Here is a 24,373-nt window from a genome sequence, read left to right as displayed (position 1 = left end):
CCTCAAGCTACTCGTTTTCTATTTCATGCAATAATTTGATTTCTAAATCAGTCATCTCACGCGATTCCAATAAATCAGGACGAACGCGTTTTGTCTTACGAAGTGACTCCTTAAGTCGAAATGTCCGTACATTTTCATGGTGACCACTGATGAGAACATCTGGAACAACAAGACCTTCATAATCACGCGGGCGTGTATAATGTGGGTACTCAAGCAGTCCATTACTAAATGAGTCGTCTTCATGAGACTCTTTTGTAATCACACCGTCTACAAGACGAATAACTGCATCCGAAATAACCATTGCAGCTGTTTCGCCACCAGTTAAGACATAATCACCAATCGACATTTCCATATCGACATAGTGACGGATGCGTTCATCAAATCCTTCATAGTGTCCACACAACAAAATAAGGTGGTCATATGTGCTCAATTCATAAGCAATGGATTGTTTAAGGGTTCTTCCTTGCGGTGTCAACATGACAACAACAGATGATTCCGTACGCGTTGCCTTAATAGCGTCAATCACTGGTTGACACATTAAAACAAGTCCTGCACCACCACCATATGGATAATCATCAACACGGTTGTGCTTATCTTCAGTAAAAGAGCGCATATCGATGACTTCGTAGTCAACCAACCCTTTTAATATTGCTTTCTTAATAATTGACGTTTCTTGAAATCCTGTGAAGATTTCCGGAAACAAGGTTAAGACACTAATTTTCATTAAAGCCCCTCCATCCAATCAACATCAATACGTTTATCTACAATATTAACATCGAGAATAAAGCGTTCGACAAACGGAATTAAAATATCACGCTCTGTCCCTTTTACACGCATAACGGGATGTGCTGGTGTCTCAATCATCTCACTCACACTTCCTATCGTTGCGCCTTCAACATAGACATCACAACCAACAAGATCTACAAAGTAATATTCATTATCTGGTAGGTCATGCATTTCGTCACGCGGAATGAAGAGTTCACCCTTATGAAAAAACTCGACATCGTTGAGGTTATCCAACCCTACGAATTTAACGAGGACTGAACCCTGATGTTTACGCACCGTATCAATGACGTAATGTGTTGTTTTACCATTTAAGAGCAAGTCAATTTCTTGACCTTTTTTAAATCGCTCTTCAACGAAATCTGTTTTAGGGAATACTTTGACTTCACCACGAACTCCGTGGGGTTTTTGAATTATTCCGATACTTATTTTTTCCATTATAGCCTCCAAAAAAGGGATGTACAGAGTACATCCCTAATATGATTCAAATTTAATTGAAATTCTTTGATCAAGGACGCGTGAACCAATTGCCATTGTTTGACGAATAGCATGAGCCATCACACCTTGACGACCAATTAGACGTGCAATATCTGAACTCTCAGCATAAATTGCAAGAATAATCTCTTTCTCATCTAAGCTCGGTAACCTTTTGACACTCAAACTCTTCTCATCTTCCACAAGTGGAAGTACCAAATCATATAGAATATCTTCAACCGGTCTCATAATTATTTCGCTAATTTAGCTTCATGATGTTTCGTCATGATACCTTGTTTTGATAGAATGCTACGAACTGTGTCTGAAGGTTGAGCTCCTACTGATAACCATTTTAATGCTAATGCTTCATCAACTTTGACAACTGCTGGTGAAGTTGTTGGGTCATAGTAACCAACGATTTCAATGAAACGTCCGTCACGTGGTGCACGTGAGTCTGCTGCAACAATTCTGTAGAATGGTTTTTGTTTTGAACCCATTCGTCTTAAACGTAATTTAACTGCCATTTAATATAGCCTCCTGATTATTTTATTTTCCTTAGTGATTATAACACAGATAAAAAAGAGGTGTCAAGTCTTTTTACTTAACACCCTTTGCTTTATAAAAATTACGATTATCGAGTGCAAACATGCGCGAACTGAATTCTCCTTCACCCAAGTCACCATAGAATTTATCAAACATATTTGTGCGTGCGTCCATATTGTCAATGAAATTCAACATTTCTGCTTCTTTAACCATTGGCATTACGGGAGAACCATAATCAAGTTGACCGTGGTGCGACAAAATCATGTGACGCAACAATAAGGTTTGTTCTTTATCAGCGTAACCAAGTTGTGTAGCAATCATGGTAAAGTTTGCTTGCATAATGGATATATGCCCAAGCAAACGTCCCGCAACCGAATATTCACTCAATAAAGGCGCTGTGTACTCTTCAATTTTCCCCATGTCATGCAAGATAACGCCTGCAAGCAAGAGATCACGGTTATAGATTGGATAAAGTTCACATACTGATTCTGCAAGTTTAGCCATGCCGTATACATGCGTTGCCAATCCACCTACAAAATCATGATGATTGCGTGTTGCTGCTGGATACTGGTAGAACTGCTCGCCTACAGCATCCATGTTTGCAACAACAAGATCCTTAATGATTGGGTCTGCAATTGTTTCAATCATTGCCGTGATTTCACTTCTTAGAAAGTTAATATCAAACTGGCCCGCATTTACAAATTCTTCTAAAACATAGTTCTTTTGGTCTTTAATCTCAAGATCATGGACGCGGAGTTGAAGTGCTTGTTTGTATTGATTTACATCAAACTTCACTTCTGCAATCAAGCCAACTTGAATGCGTGCTTCTTGTTCCGCTTTAACATCCCAAATCTTTCCCTCAATCTCTCCAGAGCTGTCTTGAAATGTTATGGATAAATATGGAGCACCATTTTGTGTTACTCCACGAGTATAGCGCGCAATCAACATTGCATTACTTGTTTTTAAACCACTTGTATATTCTTTAATCTTCACTGTTACGATCCTCCAAAACCTTTGCAATCATGTCGTAGTCATAACCTTTTGAAAGTGCATGTTTTACAACACGATTGGTAATCTCACGTGTGTCGGCGCTGCGTTTTTCATAACGTGCCCATGTTTTATCAATGAGCGTGCGAAGACTTGATAACTCTTCATCTTCACCATATGAACTGTCCAGTCGCGCAATGATGTCTTTAATCACACTGTATTCATAGCCTTGACGTAAAAGATGTTGACTCAACTTATCTTCACGTTGACGTTGCGACCCATCACGTAAAGTTCGCAAATAACTCTCAGAACGTTTTAAGCCACGCTCAATATACGATTCATAATCATCGTCTTCCAATGCTTCTTGGATACGTTCACTACTAAAACCACGTTTCTCCAAGTCTTCAATTATACGATGATTCCCACGCATTTGATCGTGATGATAATCTAGTTTATCACGGAAGTAACGATCATCATCAATGAAACGACGTTTCTTGAGTAAGTCTACCACAATATCAATTTGCTCTTGTGACAAATCCAGTTTCTCATGCAAGAATTGACCCATTTCAAAACTTGTGTAGTCACGGACACCAATGCGTTGAAGCGCTAATTGGTACCCTTGATAGACTTGTTGGTCATCTTCCATCTCATTTAATTCTACACGTGACAATTCTTCACCCACTTCCACTTTGCGACGCTCAAGTATAAACTCATCAACCACTAGCGAGTCACGGTTGCCTTTTGAATCCAAAATCAATTCAATTTGTCCATCACCACGTTCATGAATTTCAACCACTTCAGATTTCCCAAAGTACATATCCACTGCACGACGGTATACTTCAAGCATACTATCCGCAAAAACAGAGCTATCGAACGTTGCTGCTTTAGCAAGTGCATTTTCACGAAGTTTTGAACGCTTATCGGCATCGGCATTTACGAATGCCGATGCTTTGTCGGCAAAGACTTCAGACGTCTCAAAGAGATAGCCCGTTTCATCATCAACAATAATGCCATCCAAAGGACGATCGGGTCGTGCAAAGACGCACAATCCACAGGCTAAAGCCTCAATATAGGTGAGTCCTTGGGTTTCTGTAAGAGAGGCCGATATAAATGCATCCGCCACTTGATAATAACGAACGACTTCACTGCTATCTACAGGCCCTACAAAGACAACCCGTTCAGCAATATTTAAATCCTTTGTTAAATCCTTTAATTCGTCCGCAGAAGGACCACCACCAACAATTAATAATTTCGCATTGATATTACGATTCATCAACTCTTTAAAACCACGAATAACAACATCGATACTCTTCTCTTTTGCTAAACGACCAATATAGACAAATAACGGAGTATCATGAAGATTGAACCGGTCCTTAATGGCTGCAAGCGCAGCTTCATCGCGATTTGCAAATCGCTGTAAATCCAATCCAGTCGGAATTACGGCAATCTCTTTTTTGATATCATAACCCAAGAGCATCTTCTTTGTTTTCTCCGAAGGGGCAATAATAACCTGAGCCGTTTTGGTAAACATGCGGCTCATCTTGGCTACCGCAATTCTCGAAATATGATCGACCGATTTTAGTCCCAAAAGGTTTACATAGTGGGTGTAATCTTCATAAGTCGTATGGTATGTCGAGACCAAAGGAAGATGAAGATTCTTAGCAACAATACGCGCAAACATCCCCACCCCAAATTCTGAATGTACATGAATCACATCCAAACCCATTTCCTTGATCACAGATAGTGCTTGGATATGAAGGGGGCTGCTCAGTACATAACCATACAAGAACTTCAATTCAATACCTGGCAGCCTTAAAACATTATTCTCATAACTCGTATTCAATATTGAGGGTTGGTTGGTGATAATAAAAACTGTGTGTCCCTGTCTCTCCAATGCAACTTGTAGTGTAACGATTGATGTAACAACACCATTAATATCGGGAGTATAGGTATCTGTAAACAATCCAATTCTCATGTTCGTTCTCCTTGTCATGATTTTAAAAATAGAGACTCATGAATGAGTCTCCTTATAGCAATGTTACGCACTCTTCCCCATCAACTTCATTTAACTTTACTTTTACAGATTCATCAATCGACGTCGGGATGTTCTTACCCACAATATCGGCACGAATCGGTAATTCACGATGACCACGATCTACTAAGACAGCAAGTTGGATTTGTTGTGGTCGTCCATTATAAACAATCCCATCCATAGCAGCACGTACTGTACGACCTTTAAATAAAACATCGTCCACAATAACAACAATTCGGTCTTGCACACTAATCGGCAATTTAAAAGCCTGGTCTTTAGACTTTAAATCATCGCGCCAATAACTGACATCAAGGGATGCCACAGGAACATTGATGTGCTCAAATTGTTGCATTAAACGAGCCATTCGAAACGCCAGTGTTGCACCACGAGTCTCAATACCCAATAAAACAACCTTTTCAAGACCTTTATTTCTTTCGATAATTTCATGTGTCATGCGAATTAATGAGCGATTAATTGCACTTTCGTCCATTATAGTTTTCATAGTTTGTACCTCTTGAAACATTATAGCAAATACATGTTGAAATTGATATAAGACTATGATATTATTTGTGAGCAGTTGACCCCAGTAATGGCTTTGCGAATACACAGGGATATAGTTCAACGGTAGAGCAACGGTCTCCAACACCGTTAATGTGGGTTCGAATCCTACTATCCCTGCCATTATACATTTCACCCCACTTTAAAGTGGGCTTTTTATTGTTTTAGCATACCTAAACGCATACAAAGGATAAACTATATAGATGTCTAGAAAAATATCGAAGTTAATTATCCATTGAGCTAACATCGACTAGATTTATTCCATAATCATTCAAAAACTGTTCAAAAAACCACTTTCTCAGTAAACGCGTTTTATACAATTGCTCAAGTTTTGAGTTATTCAATTTCTTTCGGTATTTAGTAAATATTTCTTTGCTTTAACCCAAAATGTCATGCAAAACTCCTCTACAATAAATTTAGTTCTATCTCCGCTTAATATCTTTCTACAATGCTTAACCCATCATTCAATAGTATAGATGCGGTACGCCTGACAGGCAACGTTTTTATGCATTGTAGTAAAGTGCAATGAAATTGTCATTACATTATTTGAGTGACTCATAAGTGTGTCATAACCACATATGATGTTCCCCTAGTTTCTTATGAATATGTATTTGTTTGTATAAACGGGCAATTTTGGGGCAATCAGTAAATCGCTTATTCCACTATCCTAATGTGTATAATATCCGCCCAATCAATCGCTTCATCGCCGAGATATAAGTATTCCTCATCTGCAAAGTCTTCAAACTTACCTACACGGTCACCATACAAGCAATCTACGTTATCCCTGAACTTCAACTGTATAGATATAGTCTTAGAATAAATATAGTCTTAGACTTCAGGAATGCTTCTTGAAGAACTGAGTTTATTTGTGCGTGTTAGATTTATTGCCTTTCCATCTAAAATCATCTATGGTTTACGTACACGGAGAGCTATGAAATGAAAAGAATTAGGCTTTTGTCTCTATTTTTTTTAGTTGCTTTAGTCACCTTTGCGTGGTCTAACACGACTATTCAAAAGGTCGGTACCGATTCATTCGACCTCATCACATGGTTGGACGCAACTATCGTAATGTTAAACAAGGTATTCTTTCCTTCTTTCGTTTTGGGAATATTAACATTAGTAATTGACATATTAATTTCATTTTAAAGAGATACTCAAAAATGAATATCTCTTTTAAACTATCCGTTGCACCCTACACCGACAAACCCCCAATATCCTAAGTTTGCTCTCCGAGGCTCTAGATTCCAAGTTTTTTTAAGCTCTTGGCCAATCTGCGTGGCACACATACTGATCATACATACTGGCATCTGAAGTAGAATTGGTTCGTCTTGCAACAACCCAATTATAATCATTTGCACGTTAATAATAGAGTGCAACCCAAGATCTCTCTTTTACCCGATGTAATAGCTACTTTTGATTGTAATACTAAGAGATTTTTGACCACCACTCACCAACCACGTTACAGAACTGAATGCTGTACGATAATCTATTTCTTTTTGTGGATCGTAAATTCCGGTCCATGTCTTAGGTTTTGAGTCCAAATACTCCTGTGTAAATTTGTTATCATTGTACACTTGTTGAATGAATTGAATATCTTCTGTTCCCTCTTCTCTGTATTGAAGCTTTTCTTCTTCTGTTGCTTCTTTAAATCCTTCTGGAACATAATCCTCATTCGCATCAATCGGCACAATTGCACGGACCATCATCAAAAATAGAAAAACCAAATAGAACAATTGACTTCAATAATCTCTTCGTAATTATTCTCCTTATCTTTTGATTAGTAATTATTCTACAATTAACCCCCTACTACTTCTTCCCCTCTTGTATTTAAAACATATCAAAGAGAAATAGTAATGCAAGCCCTATATTTTTTTGATTTTAGTGTACTATATTTATAATATCGGTGTAAACTTGAGCTTACAATCTTAATAATATTTGTAATCTAAACCAATTTAAAAACCAAGGTAGAAAGAGTTTGTGTGAGTCTTGCTTGTGTGTTGTTTGATGTAATAACTCAATCATATCAAAAGCCTGCTTTATGAAAGGGTCATGTCAATGAAATTGAAGTAATATTTATTGGATAGGACTCGATACTTACAATTTATTAGTGTGTTTATATACTCCTTACCCTTTTACAGTATATATTTTATTTCGCATCGACCTAGATGCATAGAGAACTGTGCCATCATCCATGATTATTTTATGACCATCATAATGTGAGACTCTGCCGCAATTTACTAAGATTGGTGTGAGACGCGTATGAACGTATCTGATTCAAATGATTTCAACGAAGTATAGCACTAAGTAAGTCCATTGTTATGGTGAATGTATATTTTTCTGTGGCTGCAGTCGATGTGAGTGATAGGTCTGTCGTTGATTACATATTTTCCGATTTGCATATGATCACCTCAGTATAAAGTTATTCATAAAACTAATCGCACCTGAAAAGTCCTTCAATTATTTTAAAATTACAAAGACTTGTTGCTAATCTATTACTAGCAAAAAGAAGAAAAAAGCGCGATTTGCGCTTTTCTTATCTAGTATTCTACGTTAACATAAATCATTGGAACCCATTGACTGATCCCAGTGACATTATTATGAGCAATTCGAAACCAAGCCATTCCATTAAAAGTTGCAACTTTATCATACTTCCATTTTGTGTTTGATGGGATGTACCCTACGACAGTTCTGTGGTCGAAATAACTAGTCCAGGTTGCTATTGGGGTTGGGTGATTAACCTTGATTACGCCACTAGTGATAGTTTCCAAATATACAATTGTGATATCAGTCCATTTAATCCACTCGTTATTCGATACACGATACCATCTTTGTCCAGTACTGTCGTATGCTTCTTCATGAACTAGCCATTCGGTTTGAATTGGAAGTTTTTTAACTCTCGCTCCACCGCTATAGCTTGAATATGTGTATGCATTATTAGATGCAACCTTCACCACACCAGTTGCCGGCGAGGTATTTTTTGCTGAGCCTAGTCTTAATTCGCTAACGAATGTGGACTCATCTGCCGAAGTTTCGTTGATACCAATAGGACTTATTGTCAGAACTAATAGACCTAAAACCATAATTTTTTTTTCATGATATACCTCCTCATATGTAAATAATGCATATAAACGAAGGAAAACCACCCTCAATTTAGAAGGTGGCTCGTTTACTATTTCAATATGATCGTCATTACTGCAGTTAGGCAAGCGCCTATCACCGCAAGAGAAACCCATCGTTGATTAGACTCAAGCGAAGAAAGCCTGCGGTCATGATCTTTGAATCTTGCTTCAACCGCATTGTCGAGATTTGATTTTAACTCAACTACTTTGGAATCAACCTCATGTATCGCTCTTAACAATTTTGTATCGTTACTATCCATTAACTAAAGGTTCCCCAATCAGGTTCTCCTTGAACGTTTGGGCTTGATACCATATAACGACGTTCTCCAGTGGCAGAACTGACATAGGTCAACCAAATGTACCCTTCATTCTTTACATACCCCTCATAGGCTACCGATTCTCCTGGCTCATATGTCGCAACAACGTTACCATTTTTTGTGCTTGGGTTATCGCGAACGTTAATAACGCGGTCAGGTGAGAAGTTTCCAACCTCTACAACAATCGGTAGTTCACTTCCACCAGCAACTACGAATGGTACTGCTGGTTTAACACGCATACCACGTACATATTGGTCTGCATATGCATAAACATAGTTATATGGATCAACTCGATACTTATCAAAGTTTGACCAAGTGAACGGAGTTCCCTTCGGCACGATAGATACACGGAAATGGTCATGTGGTCCATGTGATTGACCTGTATTACCCATGCGTCCTAATTGCTGACCTAATTTAACGGTTTCACCTGCTTTAAGCGTTGGTAATGACTCCATATGAGCATTCGCAAGCCAAAGGTCATGAGTATTTGAATACTGCGAACCAAGCACAATAAGATTACCTGCAGCACTGTCATAACTTACTTCAAATACTTTTGCATCCGCTGACGCGTGAATTAGTTGATTTGTAGGCTCTCCAATGAAGAATCCTAGATCCATTGCTGAACCGTCTTTGTGACCTTCGAAATTAACCCACGATGAATTAACTGGACTTCGCAGGTAGTCTAACATTTTTGGTAATAACACTATTTCTTTTCCTCCTGCAGACAAAACGTCCTGTCTTTTTGGCTTTTTACTCTATCACTTTCAATCGTTACTGTTGTTGACGTTCTCCACACTAGTTGAAGGATCTTAAATGTATCAATTATGTACACCATTACCGCACCCATAATAATCACCGTTACCCCATTTACGAGTGTGTAAGTCACATCATTAATCACCACAAATAATTCGTTTGATAACAAAGACATCAACGAAATAATGCCTATACCCAAGTATATTAGTATCCCTTTGAATAGCCCTCGTTTGAGATAATTCAAATTAAATGCATTTTCTTGGATCGAATGCCCTGCACCAATTAGATTCTTAGCCAATATTGAAAGCGGAAGTAAAGCTAATGCAACACCAAGGGGGGGTTCGATAATTCTCAAAATTAATTCCTTCATATTTCCTCCTAATAATATATACTTTCACAAATTTTGCAGCTTGAAATTGCCAAGATTTACAAAAGCATTCCCATAACCCGTAAATTTCACCCGTCATTTTTATTTTCATTTCAACGATTAAGTGTTTTAGAGTTCTTTAACAGTTAAGCCAGTTGAGTGATAGGTAAGAATAGCTCCTGCCGTCGCAAATTGACATTGCATATAAAGAACATCGCCGGCTTTGCAATCTACTATAGCGCTACAACTTTGAGCAGTATATCCAGAACTATCTATACCTTGTACCGACCGTGTAACTATCGACTCTGTACCGTTCCGAAGTAAAGCTATTTGAAGAATTCCGTACCCTGTTGCAGTTGATTTCGTGAAAACGTGTGTAGTTGCAAATTCAACTCTCGCATCTTTTGTTATGTAAATAGAGCGATTATTAGGATTTTTAAAGAACAGTCCAGTTTTCGAATCACTTATTATCCTTAATAATGTAAAACCATAATTCGTATTTGCAACGGCGTTCCAATTCTCATTTTGCCCATTCCCATTTCCACGAATTATGTTAATTGAGTCCTTTTCTGACGCAACTTTTATACCATCATTCTGATAAATTTGTCCCTTAACATCTAACGATCCTCTTCCTGGCGTAAATATGCCACCAACACCAATGTTATCAACGCCGACATCAAGAGCTACTTTAGTTGTTGTAACAACTTGCTCAGATTCAACAACCATCGGTTTTGTAAGTGGTGTAAAGGGATTATAGAAACTTGCTACAACAAGTCTCATATCATATGATTTTGTAACGCTTAATTCCGGAAGAAATAAATACTCTTGTTGACCAGGCATATTTACATTAGTCATTCGATCTAAGAAGTGTAGTTCAGCACCCTCTGCGACTATATTAATGAGTGATCCTATAGGAGTTCTTACTCCCTCTTTATCAGTATTCAAACTTTGCCATTGTGTCGTACCACGCTCTTTGTATATTAAATAAATATAATGTCGACCTTTTCCTGATATCTTGCCAACAGGGCGCCCATATTTCCCAAATTGATTAACTGTTCCATCCTTATCACACCGGACAAATGATATATTCATTTTCGGAAACTCAAACTCAGACACCTTTAATTTTGAACTAACTGTAGCTGTTCTTCCCCGACTGTCTGTGACAAGTGCAGTAACTGTCTTATCACCTGATTTTGTGAATAGATTTTCTTTTGATGAAAAATCAGTAGCAGTTATATCAATTTTCTTCACTACCGATCCAAATTTACCACTTGTTGGCCCTGCCTTTAATGTCATGAGAGTAAATCCAGCATAAATGGCTTCCCAATGCAGTGGATAGTTTGGATTGACTTCAATTGGTTCTGCTGTAACATTTTGAATTGAAGGCACAACATTTCCAGGAACATTTGCAATTACTGCGGTTGATGTTGATCCTAACGATTTAGATCCATCAAGCGTCTCAACCCATACGTATACTGTAATTTTAGTATCATTAGGTACTCGACGGCAGAGACTTTCAATTTGAGCATCATTCATCTGTAACACCGTATTTGTGGCAACATTTGAAACAGAGATTATATCAGTTCCTGTACCTGGACGTATCGTCAGAACAACGCGATGATTGAAGCGACTGTGGGCCCTCCCTAGAGATACGGGTAATGGATTACCCATTACAAATGAATTAGGAACAGAAACTGTAGATTTTCGCGGAATAGCACTCAAATTCAGTGAAGCACTTGACGTTGCTGAACCTAGAGAGGCATGCGCTGAAAAGCTGCCACTTGCATATACTGTTTTTGTACCATCATCATTATGTTTAATTGTTAGCGTAGTGCTCGTCAACTCCAGTTCTTTATAGTTGCGAAAATCATATGCTTTGTTACCTGTGGCAACAACGCTACCATTTACCGTCAAACTATAGGGAAAAACTAACCCACCACTATAATATCCAGAACCATATGATATATTTCTCATAACAAGAGAAACAGCAATCGTAGATGTGTTATTTACGACATTTTGACTACGTTGTGATAAGCGTATATCCAACACATAATCTCTATTATTATTAAATGCACCCATTATGTCTTCACTCCTCTCCACAATGTTCTATTACTATCAAAAGGAGATTTCTCAATAATATGATTCCCAACATTAAGACTTTCTCGAATTGTAACTTTTGTTGTAAATAGTTGTTGCCTACTTATTTCAGTTTGAACTTGATTATTATTCATAAATTTCATACTTTCACTTCCCAGGATGAGTTTGTAGGGACTATCGACTTTCCCAATCGTTAGCGCTTCAGAGAACTCAAAGTATGTTTTAACTTGACTCATCTCTTCATTTAATCCATCTACATTCTCTTCCATTTTGGTAATTTCAAGTCGAATTGACTCCGTTGTTTGGTCAATTAACGTAGAGGTTTGAGAGATTAGATCCTCACCTTGCTTAATTCGATCTGCTATTTCAATCTGTAAATTTGAATCTGTTAGAGAGATAATTCCGCTTTGTTCTTGTAATTTTTCTCCTAGTTCGTCGATGATTGATGTTTTTTCAGCGATAGCCTTTATTCGGCCATCAAGTTTATTAACAAGGATTTCTGTTCTCCGTTTTTCTGATAGCTTACTCCACTTATTTTCAGTCTCTTCAACCGTCTGCGAATCCGCGGAATACTTCGTAATAATTGACCCTTGCTTCGTCGTGGTATTACCCAAAACAACAAGTCTTGAATTACTGTTATCTTCAGCCAAGCCGCTCTGAGAAATAGTATCTCCAATTTCATACATAAACATCTTATCCTCAAGAGTAAATGCTTTATATTTAAATCCTTTTATCTCATCGAACATCGTATTAATGACTTCTCGTTTTAAGTCATCATTCCATATGAATGGAATATCATCTAAGCGCAACTCAACAACGCCATCATAGGATACCATTAAGTCATCTGAGTGACTGACATTTTCACTATCGATATCAGTAATTAAACCAAGTACCAAGGTGTTGATTCCTAAACTCATGAAGTTATCTCCGCTTTGTTGGAACGCTTTCACAGACCCATCGAAATTGTGAATCGAGTCGGCATTTGTTATTTCACTCGCTCTAACAAATTTAATCACATTCATCGAATTAACAAATTGTACAGACAGGGCGAATTTCCCAATATCACGTGCAACCTGAAGTGCACTCGTGCCACTATCATAAGCAGGTTTCGATTCGATTAGAAAATCACTCATGAATAAATTGGATAAATCGGCATCAATACCATGAAACTCATAGAACGATTTTACGAAAGATTTGAATGTTGTAGGGTACTCAATATCAATATTGATGTATTCTACGTTGAGTTTATTTGCTATGTCGTACCCTTCGAATGTTGTCGTCTTAGATCCTTTATCAAATTCAATACTCGTAATTTGATATCTTTTTCCTACAACGGATTCATTCTCACCATCATCAAATTCGTATATATCAGTAATCACAACATCGTATAATCCATTTACAGAGAATCTATGTGTTACATCTCCAACTAAATCAAATCGGATAGATCCGATTGGAAATTTCCCAATCGGATTACCGTCAATTCCAATATCTTCAACAATTAAATTAATGCCAGCAGCAATAATTTGAACCTCACCCGTTTCACGATTACTGATGGACGCTTGATGACGAAGAGTCTTAACTGTTTGTGAAGCATATGCTTCAACTAACTTTTTACTTACATTTAACATAAACGTTATCTCCTATCCATTATCAATCTTTAATCTTCGTACATTATAAGAATTCAATTCAATCGTAATTCCTGCATTATATAGATACTGACCATTCCCGAGTAACTGGTAAGGAACTTTACTAATCGTTCCTCGATAAAATAAACCTTCAAGAACTTGATCAGTTTTATCAAACTCTTCATATTCAACAACAAGTTCCCCAGTTGTCACGATACTTAAAAGCATCTCAAAGTCAGATTCATACATGGCCGGAAATGCGAGTGTAAATTTATCTTTAACTCCAAGTATATTTCTATGCAAATTACCATTTATATCCTCATAGCTATCACGCTCAATTATGGCCATTTCATGAACAACAGACTGGGGAAGAATATTCATTTTTTTTCCATTAACCGAACGAATAGTCCAATTGGGACGTTTTTCAAATGAATTTATCAATGACTTTTCCATATATATATCTACCCCCTTACCATTTCTAACTCTAGTCCACGGAGCATTACTTTCTTCGCGATATCTTTGCTGTCTAAATATACATTGATACTTGGTTCATTTTTCTTAGAACCTAATGACATAACTTTTATCATCGCTGCAGTAACTCCTCGTTCAATACCACTGACAATTTGCTCATTGTTAGCAACCGCAGTTTTACCATTTGTGAATCGACCAACGAGTTCGGTGCTATTAGCAAAGAATAATCCATTTTCACCATCTGGAAAACCTCCTGTTGCGTAGGATGATATTCCAAAAGTTCCAAGAATCGCTTTAAAACCTTCCGGCCCAAAGAAATTAAAATTTTTCGGTACAGAGGTGACGGATACATCCATATTGGGACTAATATCACTTATGTCACTCTCTAACTCCTTTACTTTAGAGAAAGCATTACTCGTATTTGCTCTGACATTTAATTCACCAGGATTCGAGGCAATCCAACCGGTTGCACGTGCTACTCCTGCTGTCAGCTCTCCATAAAGCTCTGAACCTGCATCCTCTCCAAGTGTTCCATATCCTTCAAGTATATTTCCTTCTGCATCTTTAATACTCTTTAAAAATCCAGGTTCAACATCAACTTGATAACCCATTTGAGTGAGCTTTGCAACGATTTCATCACTCATCTCAATTGCTTCATCTGTCATACCATTACCAGTAGAATGCATTTGGTTTAACATGTTAGCAAATGACGAAGCAGTTAACTTATCGAGTTTGTCACTCTCATTTTCAAATGATGTCGTCAAACCTTCTCGAGTTTCCTTAAGAGCCGTTAACTCCTCTTGTATTTTTACGTACTCCGCAGTCTCCTTCTCACCATTTTTTTCCATAATGGCTATTTGATTTTCACTTGCCTCTATTGCTTCTTGATTACTCGTCAACATAAGGTTGTGATTATCCCTTAGAGCCTTGCCTTGTAATGAATATGCATCACTAATTTCTTCAGTAGCTTCACGTACTGCTGTAAAGTTTTTAAGATCAATTTTTTCATTGAGTCCTAGGTTAATACCCTCTAATGCCTTGGAATATTTGTCCGATACTTCTACATTCTTATTAAACTCTTCGCTCAATTTCTGTGATTGAACCCGGAACTCTTCATTTGAAATAGCGCCTTGATCTAATTGCGATTGAAGATCCTTCATTTTTGTAGAGTATTCCGTTGCGGCATCACCTTCTGCTTGAGCTTTTCGAATTGCATTTGATACTACTAAATCAGCAGTTTCTTGACTGATTATTCCCTCTTCTACAAGCTTCTGGGTTGCTGAAATTGATGCATTGGTAAATGCATCACCACTCTCCTTAACTGAGTCAGTTAGATTTTCCAGCGATTTATTCATCAAGTTAATATCATCAATATTCATTGAATATGCACTATTTGATAATTTAGAATTTAACAGTTCCAAATCAGAAATTGTATTTCCAATAACCTCTCTGGAATCATTATAAGTATTTATCCATTCAACTGTTTTCTGAGATGATTTACCAATTGCAACCATTGCATCAGTAACTGAAGTGGCAAACTCTTCAATTGGTAAACCAATTCCATCAAAGAGGGCTGCCTCAAACTTAACTTTCTTCATTTCTTCCGTACAGGTTGAAAATGAAGTAACCAGACCAACTGTTAAACCGACTAGTCCTCCAATAGCTGCACCCACCAGTCCAAATGCTGATCCAGTTACAGCTCCCGATGCTGCGGCAGATAGCGCACTCCCACCAACATTTAAAAGTGATGTAGCGGTCATTTCACCTTCTTCAGCAAGTTTCTTTCCTGCAGAAGCCGCCCATTCAATGCTGGCAGTCATCAAACTCAATCCCATACTCACTTTCTCAACAGGTGTGAAATTTTTCCATACAGTCGAGACTGTCTCGGATAATAGACTGAAACTATCCATTAACCTAGTACTCATCTTAGTGCCCATCGCAGATGCAAGAGAAAAACTCGTTTCTAATGTGAGGATTGGGCTTGCTATGCCTTCAATCTTCCTTGCAAGTGTATTATCAAATACACCTTTTATAGTTTTATGTAATTCCTGAAAATTCTTTGATACTTTGGTTACTCCTAATAATGATTTTGTCCAGTTTGTTGTCTCCTTGTTGGATTTCGCAACACTGGCTTGTATTTTGTCAGTATTCGACACTAGACTTTTGAGCGACTTGTTAAAGCCATTAGTCATCTCAGTTAAGCCCGAAAAACTATCAAGCATTTTTTGTATCGACTCAGATATTTTGTCGATACTTTCTGGAGCATAATCATTTACAATTTCTAATTGACTTTTCATTTATCACCACTCCCTTCCGTTCTCTCTTTGTTCAAAAGTGACATTACACGCGCAATTTGTATCTGCGATAGAGATACAGCGTGCCTTTGGTCTTCTTGAAGAATTTCTTCACTCGTCATCTCTGATCTTCTTTCAATATCATCTAAGTTAATAGGCTCAGTATATTCCGACTTTGAGAAACACGACCCTATTGCACTTCGAATATATAACCCACTCAACCACACCATTTGATTATCATAATCGCGCTTTCGTTTCTGCATTAATTGATTTGCTTCAACATAAGCCCAAAAAAGAGTTTCATCTGAATGGCACCAATAATCCTCATACGTCATTCCATACTCAATTGCATACGGAAAAAGATAATCAAAATACTGATGTGTACTTTGATATTCTCCAGAACTATCTAAGTTTTTCGATGTATCTTGATTATCTTCAATTTGAGGCTTATTTAATCTTTTTCTACTGTATTTGTTTGAGTGGGACTGACGAAAGCTGTAATTCGATTAATGAGATAACTCACAATCGTCATTGAAAGACCCTTTTCTTCATTGTATTGATCATACAAATCCATTCTTTTTTCAATTGATATATTTGAATGATGCATATCTAATCCAGCGCACCAAAGTTTGTAAGACTGGCTGATTACACGTGACTGCATATCAACCAGTGATACACCATATACTTCTTCTGCTTTGATAATTTGACGTCGATTCAATTCGAATGTATATTCTTCACCATTAATCTCAATTTTTTTGTTTTCTACCATGTGTTATTCTGTCTTCCCAGTCTATTTCGCTAAATATGCTGCGACATCTGATACTTCAATAATTGATTCTGCAACTACTGAAAGTGTTCCTTCATGAATTGCATTTAGTGAAATCCCATTAGAATAGTAGTTGAGGACCCCAACAATTAAGAAACCATTGCCTTCAGGCAAAGTTTCTAAGAAAGCATGGCGTTTACCTGCAACGTCTTTTAATTTCTCTGAATTATCTTTCGTATAATTGAAAGTATATTGTAGTGCTGGAATGGATTGTCTTCCTGGAATTGATGCTGAACGGTCATCATGAAGTTCTGTTGCATCTAATTGCTCAGGATCTTGTCCCTTTGCTGGTGTTGCTTTAACACCAATTAACATCTCAAATCCAGTAGCTGGAATAACTCCATCTACGCCAATTGCTGCGTGGTTTAATTTTGTTCCTACATCTGATACTGCTTTTACTGTTGCCATAATTTATAATCCTCCTATTGTTATTTTCTATAAATTATTTGTTTTTCGATATCGTACATACATGTGAATTTCATCACACTTCCGCATGTATTGATTTCTAGATCTTCAACAATTTGATTTTGCTCAAAGTCAAAACCATACTCATTGAATAAAACTTTAAAAACATATTCCTGTAATTCTGTACTTATTTTTTGTCGTTTCAATTCATCCAGTTCATTAACAACTACAAACGCATCAATATTAATCGACCATATCTTCTCATTCTTATCTAGAGTTTCCCCATTTCGATAGATATTCCCCAATCCCAAAACGATGGATGGGGCCCTCTTCCAATCAGAACCATTTAATATAATCTGGATATCATCACGTTCAGAATCTAAGTCAATTAACCCATTCTTCATTACCTCAAAAATCTGAAGGAATAGGTCATTTATAAAATTTAAGTCATTCATACTTTCTCTATCTACTCCTTATTTTTAGTTGGCAAACACCATATTTATAAGAATATCAATTGTGAGCCACCAATTGTCTTTGCAGTGTAAACTACAGAGTAAATCACTTCGTACATATATCGCTTGCGACAATTTATGCTCTGATAACTCTTTGTACGAAATATTCAACTTATTTGTGCTCCTTTCCTCGTTTACATGCATATTATATGCCACGATTTCACAATTTAATAACAATGAAAAGAACCTCGTTTTTTTTAGAAAACAAACGCAAGAAAAAAGTATATAGCACACTTTTGTAATCAATTGTATTCTTTTATTAAACATGGTGATTACAGACTCATACAAAAAACACCAGCTAAGAATCTCTGGTGTTTAAGTTTGGATATTTAGGACTTATCAGACTTGTTTCGAAGCAGCCAATCACAAGTAACTTCGAAGTAATCGGCGTAGGCAATAATTATTTGAACGTTAGGTTCTACAACACCGCGTTCATAAAATCCTATTGTTGAAGCAGTTGTATTGAACAATGCGGCAACTTCATACTGTTTCATATCATTAACAAGTCTTAAGTGTTTTAATCGTTTAGAAATTGAATCTAGTTTTCTTAGCTTAACTTTCATTCCGACCTCCATGGTTAATTTTAGTGTCTCGATTCGATATAAGTAAAAAATACTAACTACATTGATAGAACGAAACATATTACAGATTATACTGGAAATCCAGCATTCAATTATATTATTTTAATCTTTAAGCGAATGCGTATGTTTCGATTCAATATACAATGATCGAAATTGGTTATTATCAATTAAGATTTGAGTCAGTGCAACAGACAGTTTCGAAATGTGTTCTTCATCATAGAAAAGCGCATCATCGAATTGATCATAGATTGCATGAAGGACCTCGTGCATTAGTGTAATTCTTAATTCTTGCACATCCAATTCATTATTGATTGATATTTCATTAATTAGAACATTGCATCGTCCATATATAATTGCATTTTCATCGTGTTCACTACTTAAATCTATAGAATCCTTGAATACTACATTATAATTCTTAGCAAGAATTCTTAGCTTCATACTGTCGAAACTCTTTTAGAACGAAAAAAAATATCACTATAGTGTGAGAATTCATTCGGAAGTATAACGTAGTGATGCAGATGCCACCACTCCTGTTTAAACCGAAAAAAAACCATTAATAAACTCTGATTCATTGTGCCACTCTCCTTATCTTCTACTCTACATTTTAGCGTAAGTATACGACAAATTTGGTGCACCAATTAATATTCTTATGAATCTATTATGCCACAGCCATATTGAGAGTCAACGATTAAATAATAAAAATATTGTTGTATACTTTTATTTACTAAGTTCAACATTGTTATTTTTAACCATGATAAAAAGCTCGTGCTTAATTGCTTAAAAATTGGGGACTGTTATTTATTGCTTCTAAGAAGTTGTGTGTAGGAGGAAATCCCCTTCTGAGTAGATGTTTCGTTTTGGTTGAGGTTTGTACATATGTTACGAGGAATACACTAACTCTAAATTAACTTAATATAAAAAAAAACGCATATGCGTTTTTTAGTTAATTGCAAGACGGCATGTTACGCCACTTGTTTGGATTGATTCCATCAGCGTAGATGCTTTAAAATCTGTTGCAGTCGGTTCAGCTTTGAACAATGTTTGAATCAATGCGCCATTATCAGCCTCTGTAAGGATGTATGACAATTCAACATTTGTATCTGATAACTCCTTTACTGTAAAAGGAATGCTTGCATAATCAGCAAGGTATGTTGCACTTGATGGGTTATCAAGAATTGCCTTAATTTCCTCAGGTGTTTCTGCCTTAATATCAATTAGCATTTCATATGATGCAATATCGTCTCCAGTATGTACTACGTTAATTTGATAAGGAACAAAGCTCTCCTTAACATCATTTCGGCAGTTATGTGTTTGTTCAACGACTTCCTCTTTCTTTGAACATCCCACTAGCACGAATAAGACCATTAATGTAACTAAAATCTTTTTCATTCTAATTTCCTCCTATTTCCATTGTATATTATATAACCTTTCGATATTTAATACCAATTTTTCTTGAATTTCACAAAAAAAAGACAGTCCCCAACAATTGGACTGTCCCTTGCGACGTTTGCGTGTTTAATGGTCGCACACTTATAATACACCAAAAAACATGTATTTACACACTATTATTTTTGAATCATGCTTGCGATGCCAATTCCAATTACTGCAAACTGAGATCCGATGAATAAACCCATCTCCCAATTTTTATACATAAACCCCAGTACACATCCACCCAAAAAAGCGAGCAATGCGACTATCTTAAATTTCCGATACTCGTCTCTACGTTTCATAATGATCCCCTCAGATACATGAGTGTATTATACCACATCTTTACGTTTAAGGCATTGCCGTTTGCTGTTCAATTCGGTACACTATATGAAAGGAGTTTATTCATGAAACTTAAAATTATACCCTATGCAGTCCTTAATGTTCTGGGATTCGGAATGATTGCATACGCACTATACCTAGGGTTATCAAATCAAGTGGTATATGCTTTAATCCTCGGAACGGCAGGTTTACTGAGTTCTGGTCTAAGCATACACTTAATGCTTAAATTGTTGATTGCCGCCGACACGACCACTAATACACTCGCAACCGATGTTCTTAGTGAAGATGAGATGACAGAAACTATTGAAGATATCATTGACCAAGAACCGGAAATTGACGATGATGTCGTATCTGATGATGCCTTTGAAGACACTTCAAACCAAAGTGTATCAACCGTTGTTGAACCTGAATGTATTTATCAGTTTGATATAATCAATTTATCGCGATTCCAATCTGAAGTATTAGAACTCGCAAAAGTAATGAATGCCTACGACCTCATTCAAGAAAATCCAGTCTACGACCACAGACTCGAAGTACTCTTGAAATCTGGTCATATCGATAAGAAAATTTGGCGATATCAGTATGGCGACCTTCCTTTTGTTACAATTCGTGTTAATAATACTGCTGATGGTTTGGATATTCATGCGGGAGTCAAACAAACAGAGCATTTCCACATTGGTTCTGTTCCATCAGACAATGTGAACTTCATAAATCAATTATTACGCGAAGATATACACGTTAAAGCCTACTTCACAAACGGAAGCTACCGCTATATATCAAGTTTGGACCACAGTTTTGTCACTTCCAAAGAACCCATATCCCTACATGTGTCTCTATACAAGTAAAGCAGCCGAGTGGCTGCTTTTTAGATGTCTGATTCGGCGACTTCATCATAGAACGAAACATAAAACTGGTCCATTAATGCATGGCGTTTAGCAGCGATTACTTTCGCCTTAGGTGTTTCAATCCAGTCAATGAGTTTCAAGAGTTTTTCATCAAAATGTGCAATCGCATTTCGTTGAACACTTCGATACTCTTCTTCTGTCGTATAGGTGACATTTTCAAGTTTTGGATCATAAAGCGGTGTCCCCTTGGACCCAGCATAATAGAATGTTCGCGCGATACCCATCGCTCCCATTGAATCCAGGATGTCGGCATCACTAACATACTGTGCCGCATAGGTTTTATGACGTACGCCATAACCCCCTTTGTATCCAATCTGTGCAACACCATTAATGATATCTTCAGTAAGTTCTGCAAAATCAAGATTCCAATCACTAAAAAGACTCATAAGCGAGCTCTTTAGATCGTGTGTTGGGTTGACCTTGTCATCGAAGACGTCATGAAAGTAAGCAATCAATAAAGCCAGATAGCGCTGAGGGTCGTCAATAGCAATCAAGCGTGACGTAAGATTTACGACACGCTTGATATGATTATAGTCATGACCACTTTGTTCATGGGCAAAATACACCTGAATGTGAGTGTCAATCTGCTTTAATGTTGCTACTTGTTCCTTAAGCAACATGTTTTGCCAACAACTCAAGGACTTCCTCAGTTGTTGACATATTCAATGCTGTATTGGCAAGTTCTTGCATTTCAGCAAAACTTAAGTCGCGAATAATACGACGTGCTTCTAAAATGGATGATGCTGACATTGAGAATTCATCAAGGCCAAGACCAAGTAATAATGGAATTGCTTTTTCGTCTCCAGCCATTTCACCACACATACCACACCATTTACCCTCTTTATGTGCACCATCGATTGTCATCTTAACAAGGCGTAAGATTGATGGGTTATACGGTTGGTAAAGGTATGAAACTTTTTCATTCATTCGGTCTGCTGCCATTGAATATTGAATTAAATCATTGGTTCCAATACTGAAGAAATCAGCCTCTTTAGCAAATTGATCTGCTAAGATTGCTGCAGCAGGAATTTCAACCATCATACCAAGTTCGATATCATCACTAACTGCAACGCCTTCTTTAGTTAAGTTTTTCTTTTCTTCTAAGAATAGTGCTTTGGCGTCACGGAATTCTTGAATTGTTGCGATCATTGGGAACATGATGCTCAATTTACCATGGACACTTGCACGTAACAATGCACGTAACTGAACACGGAAAATATCAGTGCGGTCTAAACAAAGTCGAATTGCACGGTATCCAAGGAATGGATTCATTTCGTGTGGGAACTTCAAATATGATAATTCTTTGTCTCCACCAATATCTAAGGTACGAACAACAACACGTCCAGGTGCCATGTTTTCTAACACTGTTTTGTAAGCATTGTATTGATCTTCTTCGTTTGGTAATTCAGATGCGTCCATGTACAAGAATTCTGTACGGTAAAGTCCAACACCCTCACCACCATTGTTGACAACACCTTCAACATCATTGGGTGTACCGATGTTCCCAGCAAGTTCAACATGATGACCATCTGTTGTTACAGATTCAGCATCTTTAAGCGCTTTTAAGCTTTCTTTGTGGGCTGCAAATGCTTCACCTTTTGCAGTGTACTCAGCGATTTGAGCTTCCGTTGGTTTGAAAATGATTGCACCATCGATTGCATCAAGAATAATACTGTCACCGTGTTCACATTTATCTAAAAGTGAGCCCGCACCAACAACAGCAGGAATTTCAAGGCTACGTGCCATGATTGCTGAGTGGGATGTACGACCACCGATTTCAGTTGCAAATCCTTTGACGAATTGGCGATTTAACTGTGCTGTATCTGAAGGTGTTAGGTCTTCAGCAACAATCACAACTTCTTCATTAATAGTTGTAAGGTCAGGAATAATCAAGCCTAAGATATGCGTTTGCATACGGTATGTAACATCTTTAATATCAGCTGCACGTTCACGGAAATATGGATCTTCCATGGACTCAAACATGCCGATAAACATGGATGATACTTCGTGTACTGCATACTCAGCATTGACCGAGTCGTTTTTAATTTGTTCTTCGATTTGTCCAATGAACTCAGGATCTTGTGTAACCATCAAGTGAGCATCAAAAATTGCAAGTTCCTCATCTGCAAGACGTCCGACAGCATTCGCTTTGATTGCTTCAATGTCTTTTTGTGTTGCCACAATTGCATCTTGTAATTTCTTGATTTCTTCTTCTACGTTTGCTTCACGTTTTTCAATATTGACAACAGGATGTTGTAATTTAAAAACTTTTGAAACTGACACACCTGCCGAAGCAGCAATTCCTTTAATCATAATTTAAATCTCCTTTTTCCTAATCACATCATACTCATTCTATCATTTTTGATACCGTTATCAAAGTCTTTCCGAAAGATTTCTTATGAGAAAAAAGAGACGTTTGTCTCTTTCGGCAATTATTTTATCTTCTTGAGTAATCTTTGTTGTTTTTTTAACTTTTTGATGGCCCATTCATAATGACTCGGAGCCGTGCTCACAAAATACGATCCTAAAACAGTGTCTCCTGTCCAGGCATATTCGTAACGTTTGAAAAGTTGCGTGTTTGTATGATTATTCATCATTTCCATAACTTTGGCATGACTGGCCATAAAACGACTGCACGTCTCTTCGTAAGAAACGTTCGCATAATCAGCGACAATCGCTTCATTCAATCCCCCGATTGTGCTCCATGTAAAGCCTTCTTTCGGTATCGCTGGGATGTCTCCAGCCATTCCAATTTCATACCAAACAAAAAATAAATTATGCCATTCGTGAAGATGAGCGAGTACATCCCTTACTGAACGGTCCCGATCCTCAAAAAGAAACTCAGTGTGCAAATCCGATTCCATGTTTTCAATAAGTGCCATTAGATCACGATATCCTACATTGGAGTCAAGAATTAAATCCTCTTTAATCGAAGCTCTTGCCATAGTTTTTCTCCC

27 protein-coding genes and 1 tRNA gene are annotated in these 24,373 nt (G+C 37.3%); 2 read left to right on the top strand and 26 right to left on the bottom strand.

Annotated elements, in window-relative coordinates:
• Positions 1–7: 7 nt before the first annotated feature.
• The 7 genes from trmD to pyrR all read right to left on the bottom strand — a co-directional run bounded on the left by trmD (position 8) and on the right by pyrR (position 5,321).
• Positions 8–724 (bottom strand): tRNA (guanosine(37)-N1)-methyltransferase TrmD, encoded by a 717-nt coding sequence (gene trmD / locus G7062_RS06555; RefSeq protein WP_166065116.1) that lies wholly within the window; start codon positions 722–724, stop codon positions 8–10.
• Complete coding sequence (gene rimM, locus G7062_RS06550) at positions 724–1,221, bottom strand: ribosome maturation factor RimM (RefSeq protein WP_166065115.1); 498 nt, start codon at positions 1,219–1,221, stop codon at positions 724–726. The genes trmD and rimM overlap by 1 nt, the downstream gene beginning before the upstream one ends.
• Before the next feature lie 36 nt (positions 1,222–1,257).
• Positions 1,258–1,506, bottom strand: a complete 249-nt coding sequence (locus G7062_RS06545) for a KH domain-containing protein (protein ID WP_166065114.1) — start codon at positions 1,504–1,506, stop codon at positions 1,258–1,260.
• Between the two features lie 2 nt (positions 1,507–1,508).
• On the bottom strand, positions 1,509–1,781 hold the full coding sequence (gene rpsP / locus G7062_RS06540; RefSeq protein ID WP_166065113.1) for a 30S ribosomal protein S16: 273 nt from the start codon (positions 1,779–1,781) through the stop codon (positions 1,509–1,511).
• A 73-nt stretch (positions 1,782–1,854) separates the two neighbouring features.
• Entirely contained in the window at positions 1,855–2,793 is a 939-nt protein-coding gene (locus G7062_RS06535) for a 3'-5' exoribonuclease YhaM family protein (RefSeq protein ID WP_166065112.1), read from the bottom strand.
• Positions 2,783–4,762 (bottom strand): glycosyltransferase, encoded by a 1,980-nt coding sequence (locus tag G7062_RS06530; RefSeq protein WP_166065111.1) that lies wholly within the window; start codon positions 4,760–4,762, stop codon positions 2,783–2,785. Before G7062_RS06530 ends, G7062_RS06535 begins: the two co-directional genes overlap by 11 nt.
• A 52-nt stretch (positions 4,763–4,814) precedes the next feature.
• On the bottom strand, positions 4,815–5,321 hold the full coding sequence (pyrR, locus tag G7062_RS06525; protein WP_166065110.1) for a bifunctional pyr operon transcriptional regulator/uracil phosphoribosyltransferase PyrR: 507 nt from the start codon (positions 5,319–5,321) through the stop codon (positions 4,815–4,817).
• Between the two features lie 105 nt (positions 5,322–5,426).
• Here pyrR and G7062_RS06520 point away from each other — a divergent pair.
• Positions 5,427–5,500: transfer RNA gene (locus tag G7062_RS06520), tRNA-Trp, on the top strand.
• A 1,268-nt stretch (positions 5,501–6,768) separates the two neighbouring features.
• Here G7062_RS06520 and G7062_RS06515 read toward each other — a convergent pair.
• From G7062_RS06515 to G7062_RS06440, 16 genes are all read right to left on the bottom strand, one after another.
• Entirely contained in the window at positions 6,769–7,110 is a 342-nt protein-coding gene (locus G7062_RS06515) for a hypothetical protein (protein ID WP_166065109.1), read from the bottom strand.
• Between the two features lie 804 nt (positions 7,111–7,914).
• The gene (locus G7062_RS06510) at positions 7,915–8,583 is read right to left on the bottom strand and encodes a hypothetical protein (RefSeq protein WP_166065108.1); all 669 of its coding nucleotides are present in this window, start codon (positions 8,581–8,583) and stop codon (positions 7,915–7,917) included.
• Between the two features lie 172 nt (positions 8,584–8,755).
• The gene (locus G7062_RS06505; protein WP_166065107.1) at positions 8,756–9,517 is read right to left on the bottom strand and encodes a peptidoglycan DD-metalloendopeptidase family protein; all 762 of its coding nucleotides are present in this window, start codon (positions 9,515–9,517) and stop codon (positions 8,756–8,758) included.
• Positions 9,517–9,936 carry a hypothetical protein gene (locus tag G7062_RS06500; RefSeq protein WP_166065106.1) on the bottom strand — a complete coding sequence of 140 codons (420 nt, stop codon included), beginning with the start codon at positions 9,934–9,936 and terminating at the stop codon, positions 9,517–9,519. The genes G7062_RS06505 and G7062_RS06500 overlap by 1 nt, the downstream gene beginning before the upstream one ends.
• 126 nt (positions 9,937–10,062) lie before the next feature.
• Positions 10,063–12,012 (bottom strand): DUF859 family phage minor structural protein, encoded by a 1,950-nt coding sequence (locus G7062_RS06495; protein ID WP_166065105.1) that lies wholly within the window; start codon positions 12,010–12,012, stop codon positions 10,063–10,065.
• Positions 12,012–13,658 carry a hypothetical protein gene (locus G7062_RS06490; protein WP_166065104.1) on the bottom strand — a complete coding sequence of 549 codons (1,647 nt, stop codon included), beginning with the start codon at positions 13,656–13,658 and terminating at the stop codon, positions 12,012–12,014. Before G7062_RS06490 ends, G7062_RS06495 begins: the two co-directional genes overlap by 1 nt.
• A gap of 12 nt (positions 13,659–13,670) precedes the next feature.
• Complete coding sequence (locus G7062_RS06485) at positions 13,671–14,108, bottom strand: DUF6711 family protein (RefSeq protein WP_166065103.1); 438 nt, start codon at positions 14,106–14,108, stop codon at positions 13,671–13,673.
• Between the two features lie 8 nt (positions 14,109–14,116).
• Positions 14,117–16,423: a hypothetical protein gene (locus G7062_RS06480; RefSeq protein WP_166065102.1), complete on the bottom strand. Its 2,307-nt coding sequence runs from the start codon at positions 16,421–16,423 to the stop codon at positions 14,117–14,119.
• Positions 16,420–16,683, bottom strand: coding sequence for a hypothetical protein (locus G7062_RS06475; protein ID WP_166065100.1), 264 nt, complete (start codon positions 16,681–16,683; stop codon positions 16,420–16,422). The genes G7062_RS06480 and G7062_RS06475 overlap by 4 nt, the downstream gene beginning before the upstream one ends.
• A 188-nt stretch (positions 16,684–16,871) precedes the next feature.
• Positions 16,872–17,189 carry a hypothetical protein gene (locus G7062_RS06470; RefSeq protein WP_166065099.1) on the bottom strand — a complete coding sequence of 106 codons (318 nt, stop codon included), beginning with the start codon at positions 17,187–17,189 and terminating at the stop codon, positions 16,872–16,874.
• A gap of 21 nt (positions 17,190–17,210) precedes the next feature.
• Positions 17,211–17,654, bottom strand: a complete 444-nt coding sequence (locus G7062_RS06465) for a phage tail tube protein (RefSeq protein WP_166065098.1) — start codon at positions 17,652–17,654, stop codon at positions 17,211–17,213.
• Positions 17,655–17,674: 20 nt separating this feature from the next.
• Complete coding sequence (locus tag G7062_RS06460; RefSeq protein WP_166065097.1) at positions 17,675–18,106, bottom strand: hypothetical protein; 432 nt, start codon at positions 18,104–18,106, stop codon at positions 17,675–17,677.
• Positions 18,107–18,492: 386 nt separating this feature from the next.
• Positions 18,493–18,726: a helix-turn-helix domain-containing protein gene (locus G7062_RS06455; protein ID WP_166065096.1), complete on the bottom strand. Its 234-nt coding sequence runs from the start codon at positions 18,724–18,726 to the stop codon at positions 18,493–18,495.
• A gap of 120 nt (positions 18,727–18,846) precedes the next feature.
• Complete coding sequence (locus tag G7062_RS06450; RefSeq protein WP_166065095.1) at positions 18,847–19,182, bottom strand: hypothetical protein; 336 nt, start codon at positions 19,180–19,182, stop codon at positions 18,847–18,849.
• A 501-nt stretch (positions 19,183–19,683) separates the two neighbouring features.
• On the bottom strand, positions 19,684–20,133 hold the full coding sequence (locus G7062_RS06445) for a hypothetical protein (protein WP_166065094.1): 450 nt from the start codon (positions 20,131–20,133) through the stop codon (positions 19,684–19,686).
• A 176-nt stretch (positions 20,134–20,309) separates the two neighbouring features.
• Positions 20,310–20,474, bottom strand: a complete 165-nt coding sequence (locus G7062_RS06440) for a hypothetical protein (protein ID WP_166065093.1) — start codon at positions 20,472–20,474, stop codon at positions 20,310–20,312.
• 102 nt (positions 20,475–20,576) lie between these two features.
• Here G7062_RS06440 and G7062_RS06435 point away from each other — a divergent pair, with 102 nt between their 5' ends.
• Positions 20,577–21,356, top strand: a complete 780-nt coding sequence (locus G7062_RS06435) for a hypothetical protein (RefSeq protein WP_166065092.1) — start codon at positions 20,577–20,579, stop codon at positions 21,354–21,356.
• Between the two features lie 20 nt (positions 21,357–21,376).
• Here G7062_RS06435 and G7062_RS06430 read toward each other — a convergent pair whose 3' ends face one another.
• The 3 genes from G7062_RS06430 to G7062_RS06420 all read right to left on the bottom strand — a co-directional run bounded on the left by G7062_RS06430 (position 21,377) and on the right by G7062_RS06420 (position 24,361).
• Positions 21,377–22,036: an HD domain-containing protein gene (locus G7062_RS06430; protein WP_166065091.1), complete on the bottom strand. Its 660-nt coding sequence runs from the start codon at positions 22,034–22,036 to the stop codon at positions 21,377–21,379.
• Positions 22,026–23,729, bottom strand: a complete 1,704-nt coding sequence (gene ptsP / locus G7062_RS06425; RefSeq protein WP_166065090.1) for a phosphoenolpyruvate--protein phosphotransferase — start codon at positions 23,727–23,729, stop codon at positions 22,026–22,028. The genes G7062_RS06430 and ptsP overlap by 11 nt, the downstream gene beginning before the upstream one ends.
• 119 nt (positions 23,730–23,848) lie before the next feature.
• Positions 23,849–24,361, bottom strand: a complete 513-nt coding sequence (locus G7062_RS06420; protein WP_166065089.1) for a ClbS/DfsB family four-helix bundle protein — start codon at positions 24,359–24,361, stop codon at positions 23,849–23,851.
• Positions 24,362–24,373 lie beyond the last annotated feature (12 nt).

This window comes from Erysipelothrix sp. HDW6C, from assembly GCF_011299615.1.
Taxonomy (GTDB): domain Bacteria; phylum Bacillota_I; class Bacilli_A; order Erysipelotrichales; family Erysipelotrichaceae; genus Erysipelothrix.
The sequence above is the reverse complement of the archived record's forward strand: the minus strand, read 5'-3'. Positions and strand labels throughout refer to the sequence as shown.

What these genes read in the sequence shown, in the direction of transcription:
- G7062_RS06495 (WP_166065105.1), bottom strand. Translation starts at nt 12,012, where the DNA reads ATGGGTGCATTTAATAATAATAGAGATTATGTGTTGGATATACGCTTA.
- G7062_RS06500 (WP_166065106.1), bottom strand. Translation starts at nt 9,936, where the DNA reads ATGAAGGAATTAATTTTGAGAATTATCGAACCCCCCCTTGGTGTTGCA.
- ptsP (WP_166065090.1), bottom strand. Translation starts at nt 23,729, where the DNA reads ATGATTAAAGGAATTGCTGCTTCGGCAGGTGTGTCAGTTTCAAAAGTT.
- G7062_RS06450 (WP_166065095.1), bottom strand. Translation starts at nt 19,182, where the DNA reads ATGAAGCTAAGAATTCTTGCTAAGAATTATAATGTAGTATTCAAGGAT.
- G7062_RS06435 (WP_166065092.1), top strand. Translation starts at nt 20,577, where the DNA reads ATGAAACTTAAAATTATACCCTATGCAGTCCTTAATGTTCTGGGATTC.
- G7062_RS06485 (WP_166065103.1), bottom strand. Translation starts at nt 14,108, where the DNA reads ATGGAAAAGTCATTGATAAATTCATTTGAAAAACGTCCCAATTGGACT.
- rimM (WP_166065115.1), bottom strand. Translation starts at nt 1,221, where the DNA reads ATGGAAAAAATAAGTATCGGAATAATTCAAAAACCCCACGGAGTTCGT.
- G7062_RS06460 (WP_166065097.1), bottom strand. Translation starts at nt 18,106, where the DNA reads ATGAATGACTTAAATTTTATAAATGACCTATTCCTTCAGATTTTTGAG.
- rpsP (WP_166065113.1), bottom strand. Translation starts at nt 1,781, where the DNA reads ATGGCAGTTAAATTACGTTTAAGACGAATGGGTTCAAAACAAAAACCA.
- G7062_RS06490 (WP_166065104.1), bottom strand. Translation starts at nt 13,658, where the DNA reads ATGTTAAATGTAAGTAAAAAGTTAGTTGAAGCATATGCTTCACAAACA.
- G7062_RS06465 (WP_166065098.1), bottom strand. Translation starts at nt 17,654, where the DNA reads ATGGCAACAGTAAAAGCAGTATCAGATGTAGGAACAAAATTAAACCAC.
- G7062_RS06470 (WP_166065099.1), bottom strand. Translation starts at nt 17,189, where the DNA reads ATGGTAGAAAACAAAAAAATTGAGATTAATGGTGAAGAATATACATTC.
- G7062_RS06455 (WP_166065096.1), bottom strand. Translation starts at nt 18,726, where the DNA reads ATGAAAGTTAAGCTAAGAAAACTAGATTCAATTTCTAAACGATTAAAA.
- G7062_RS06530 (WP_166065111.1), bottom strand. Translation starts at nt 4,762, where the DNA reads ATGAGAATTGGATTGTTTACAGATACCTATACTCCCGATATTAATGGT.
- G7062_RS06445 (WP_166065094.1), bottom strand. Translation starts at nt 20,133, where the DNA reads ATGAAAAAGATTTTAGTTACATTAATGGTCTTATTCGTGCTAGTGGGA.
- G7062_RS06420 (WP_166065089.1), bottom strand. Translation starts at nt 24,361, where the DNA reads ATGGCAAGAGCTTCGATTAAAGAGGATTTAATTCTTGACTCCAATGTA.
- pyrR (WP_166065110.1), bottom strand. Translation starts at nt 5,321, where the DNA reads ATGAAAACTATAATGGACGAAAGTGCAATTAATCGCTCATTAATTCGC.
- G7062_RS06475 (WP_166065100.1), bottom strand. Translation starts at nt 16,683, where the DNA reads ATGCAGAAACGAAAGCGCGATTATGATAATCAAATGGTGTGGTTGAGT.
- trmD (WP_166065116.1), bottom strand. Translation starts at nt 724, where the DNA reads ATGAAAATTAGTGTCTTAACCTTGTTTCCGGAAATCTTCACAGGATTT.
- G7062_RS06480 (WP_166065102.1), bottom strand. Translation starts at nt 16,423, where the DNA reads ATGAAAAGTCAATTAGAAATTGTAAATGATTATGCTCCAGAAAGTATC.
- G7062_RS06430 (WP_166065091.1), bottom strand. Translation starts at nt 22,036, where the DNA reads ATGTTGCTTAAGGAACAAGTAGCAACATTAAAGCAGATTGACACTCAC.
- G7062_RS06440 (WP_166065093.1), bottom strand. Translation starts at nt 20,474, where the DNA reads ATGAAACGTAGAGACGAGTATCGGAAATTTAAGATAGTCGCATTGCTC.
- G7062_RS06545 (WP_166065114.1), bottom strand. Translation starts at nt 1,506, where the DNA reads ATGAGACCGGTTGAAGATATTCTATATGATTTGGTACTTCCACTTGTG.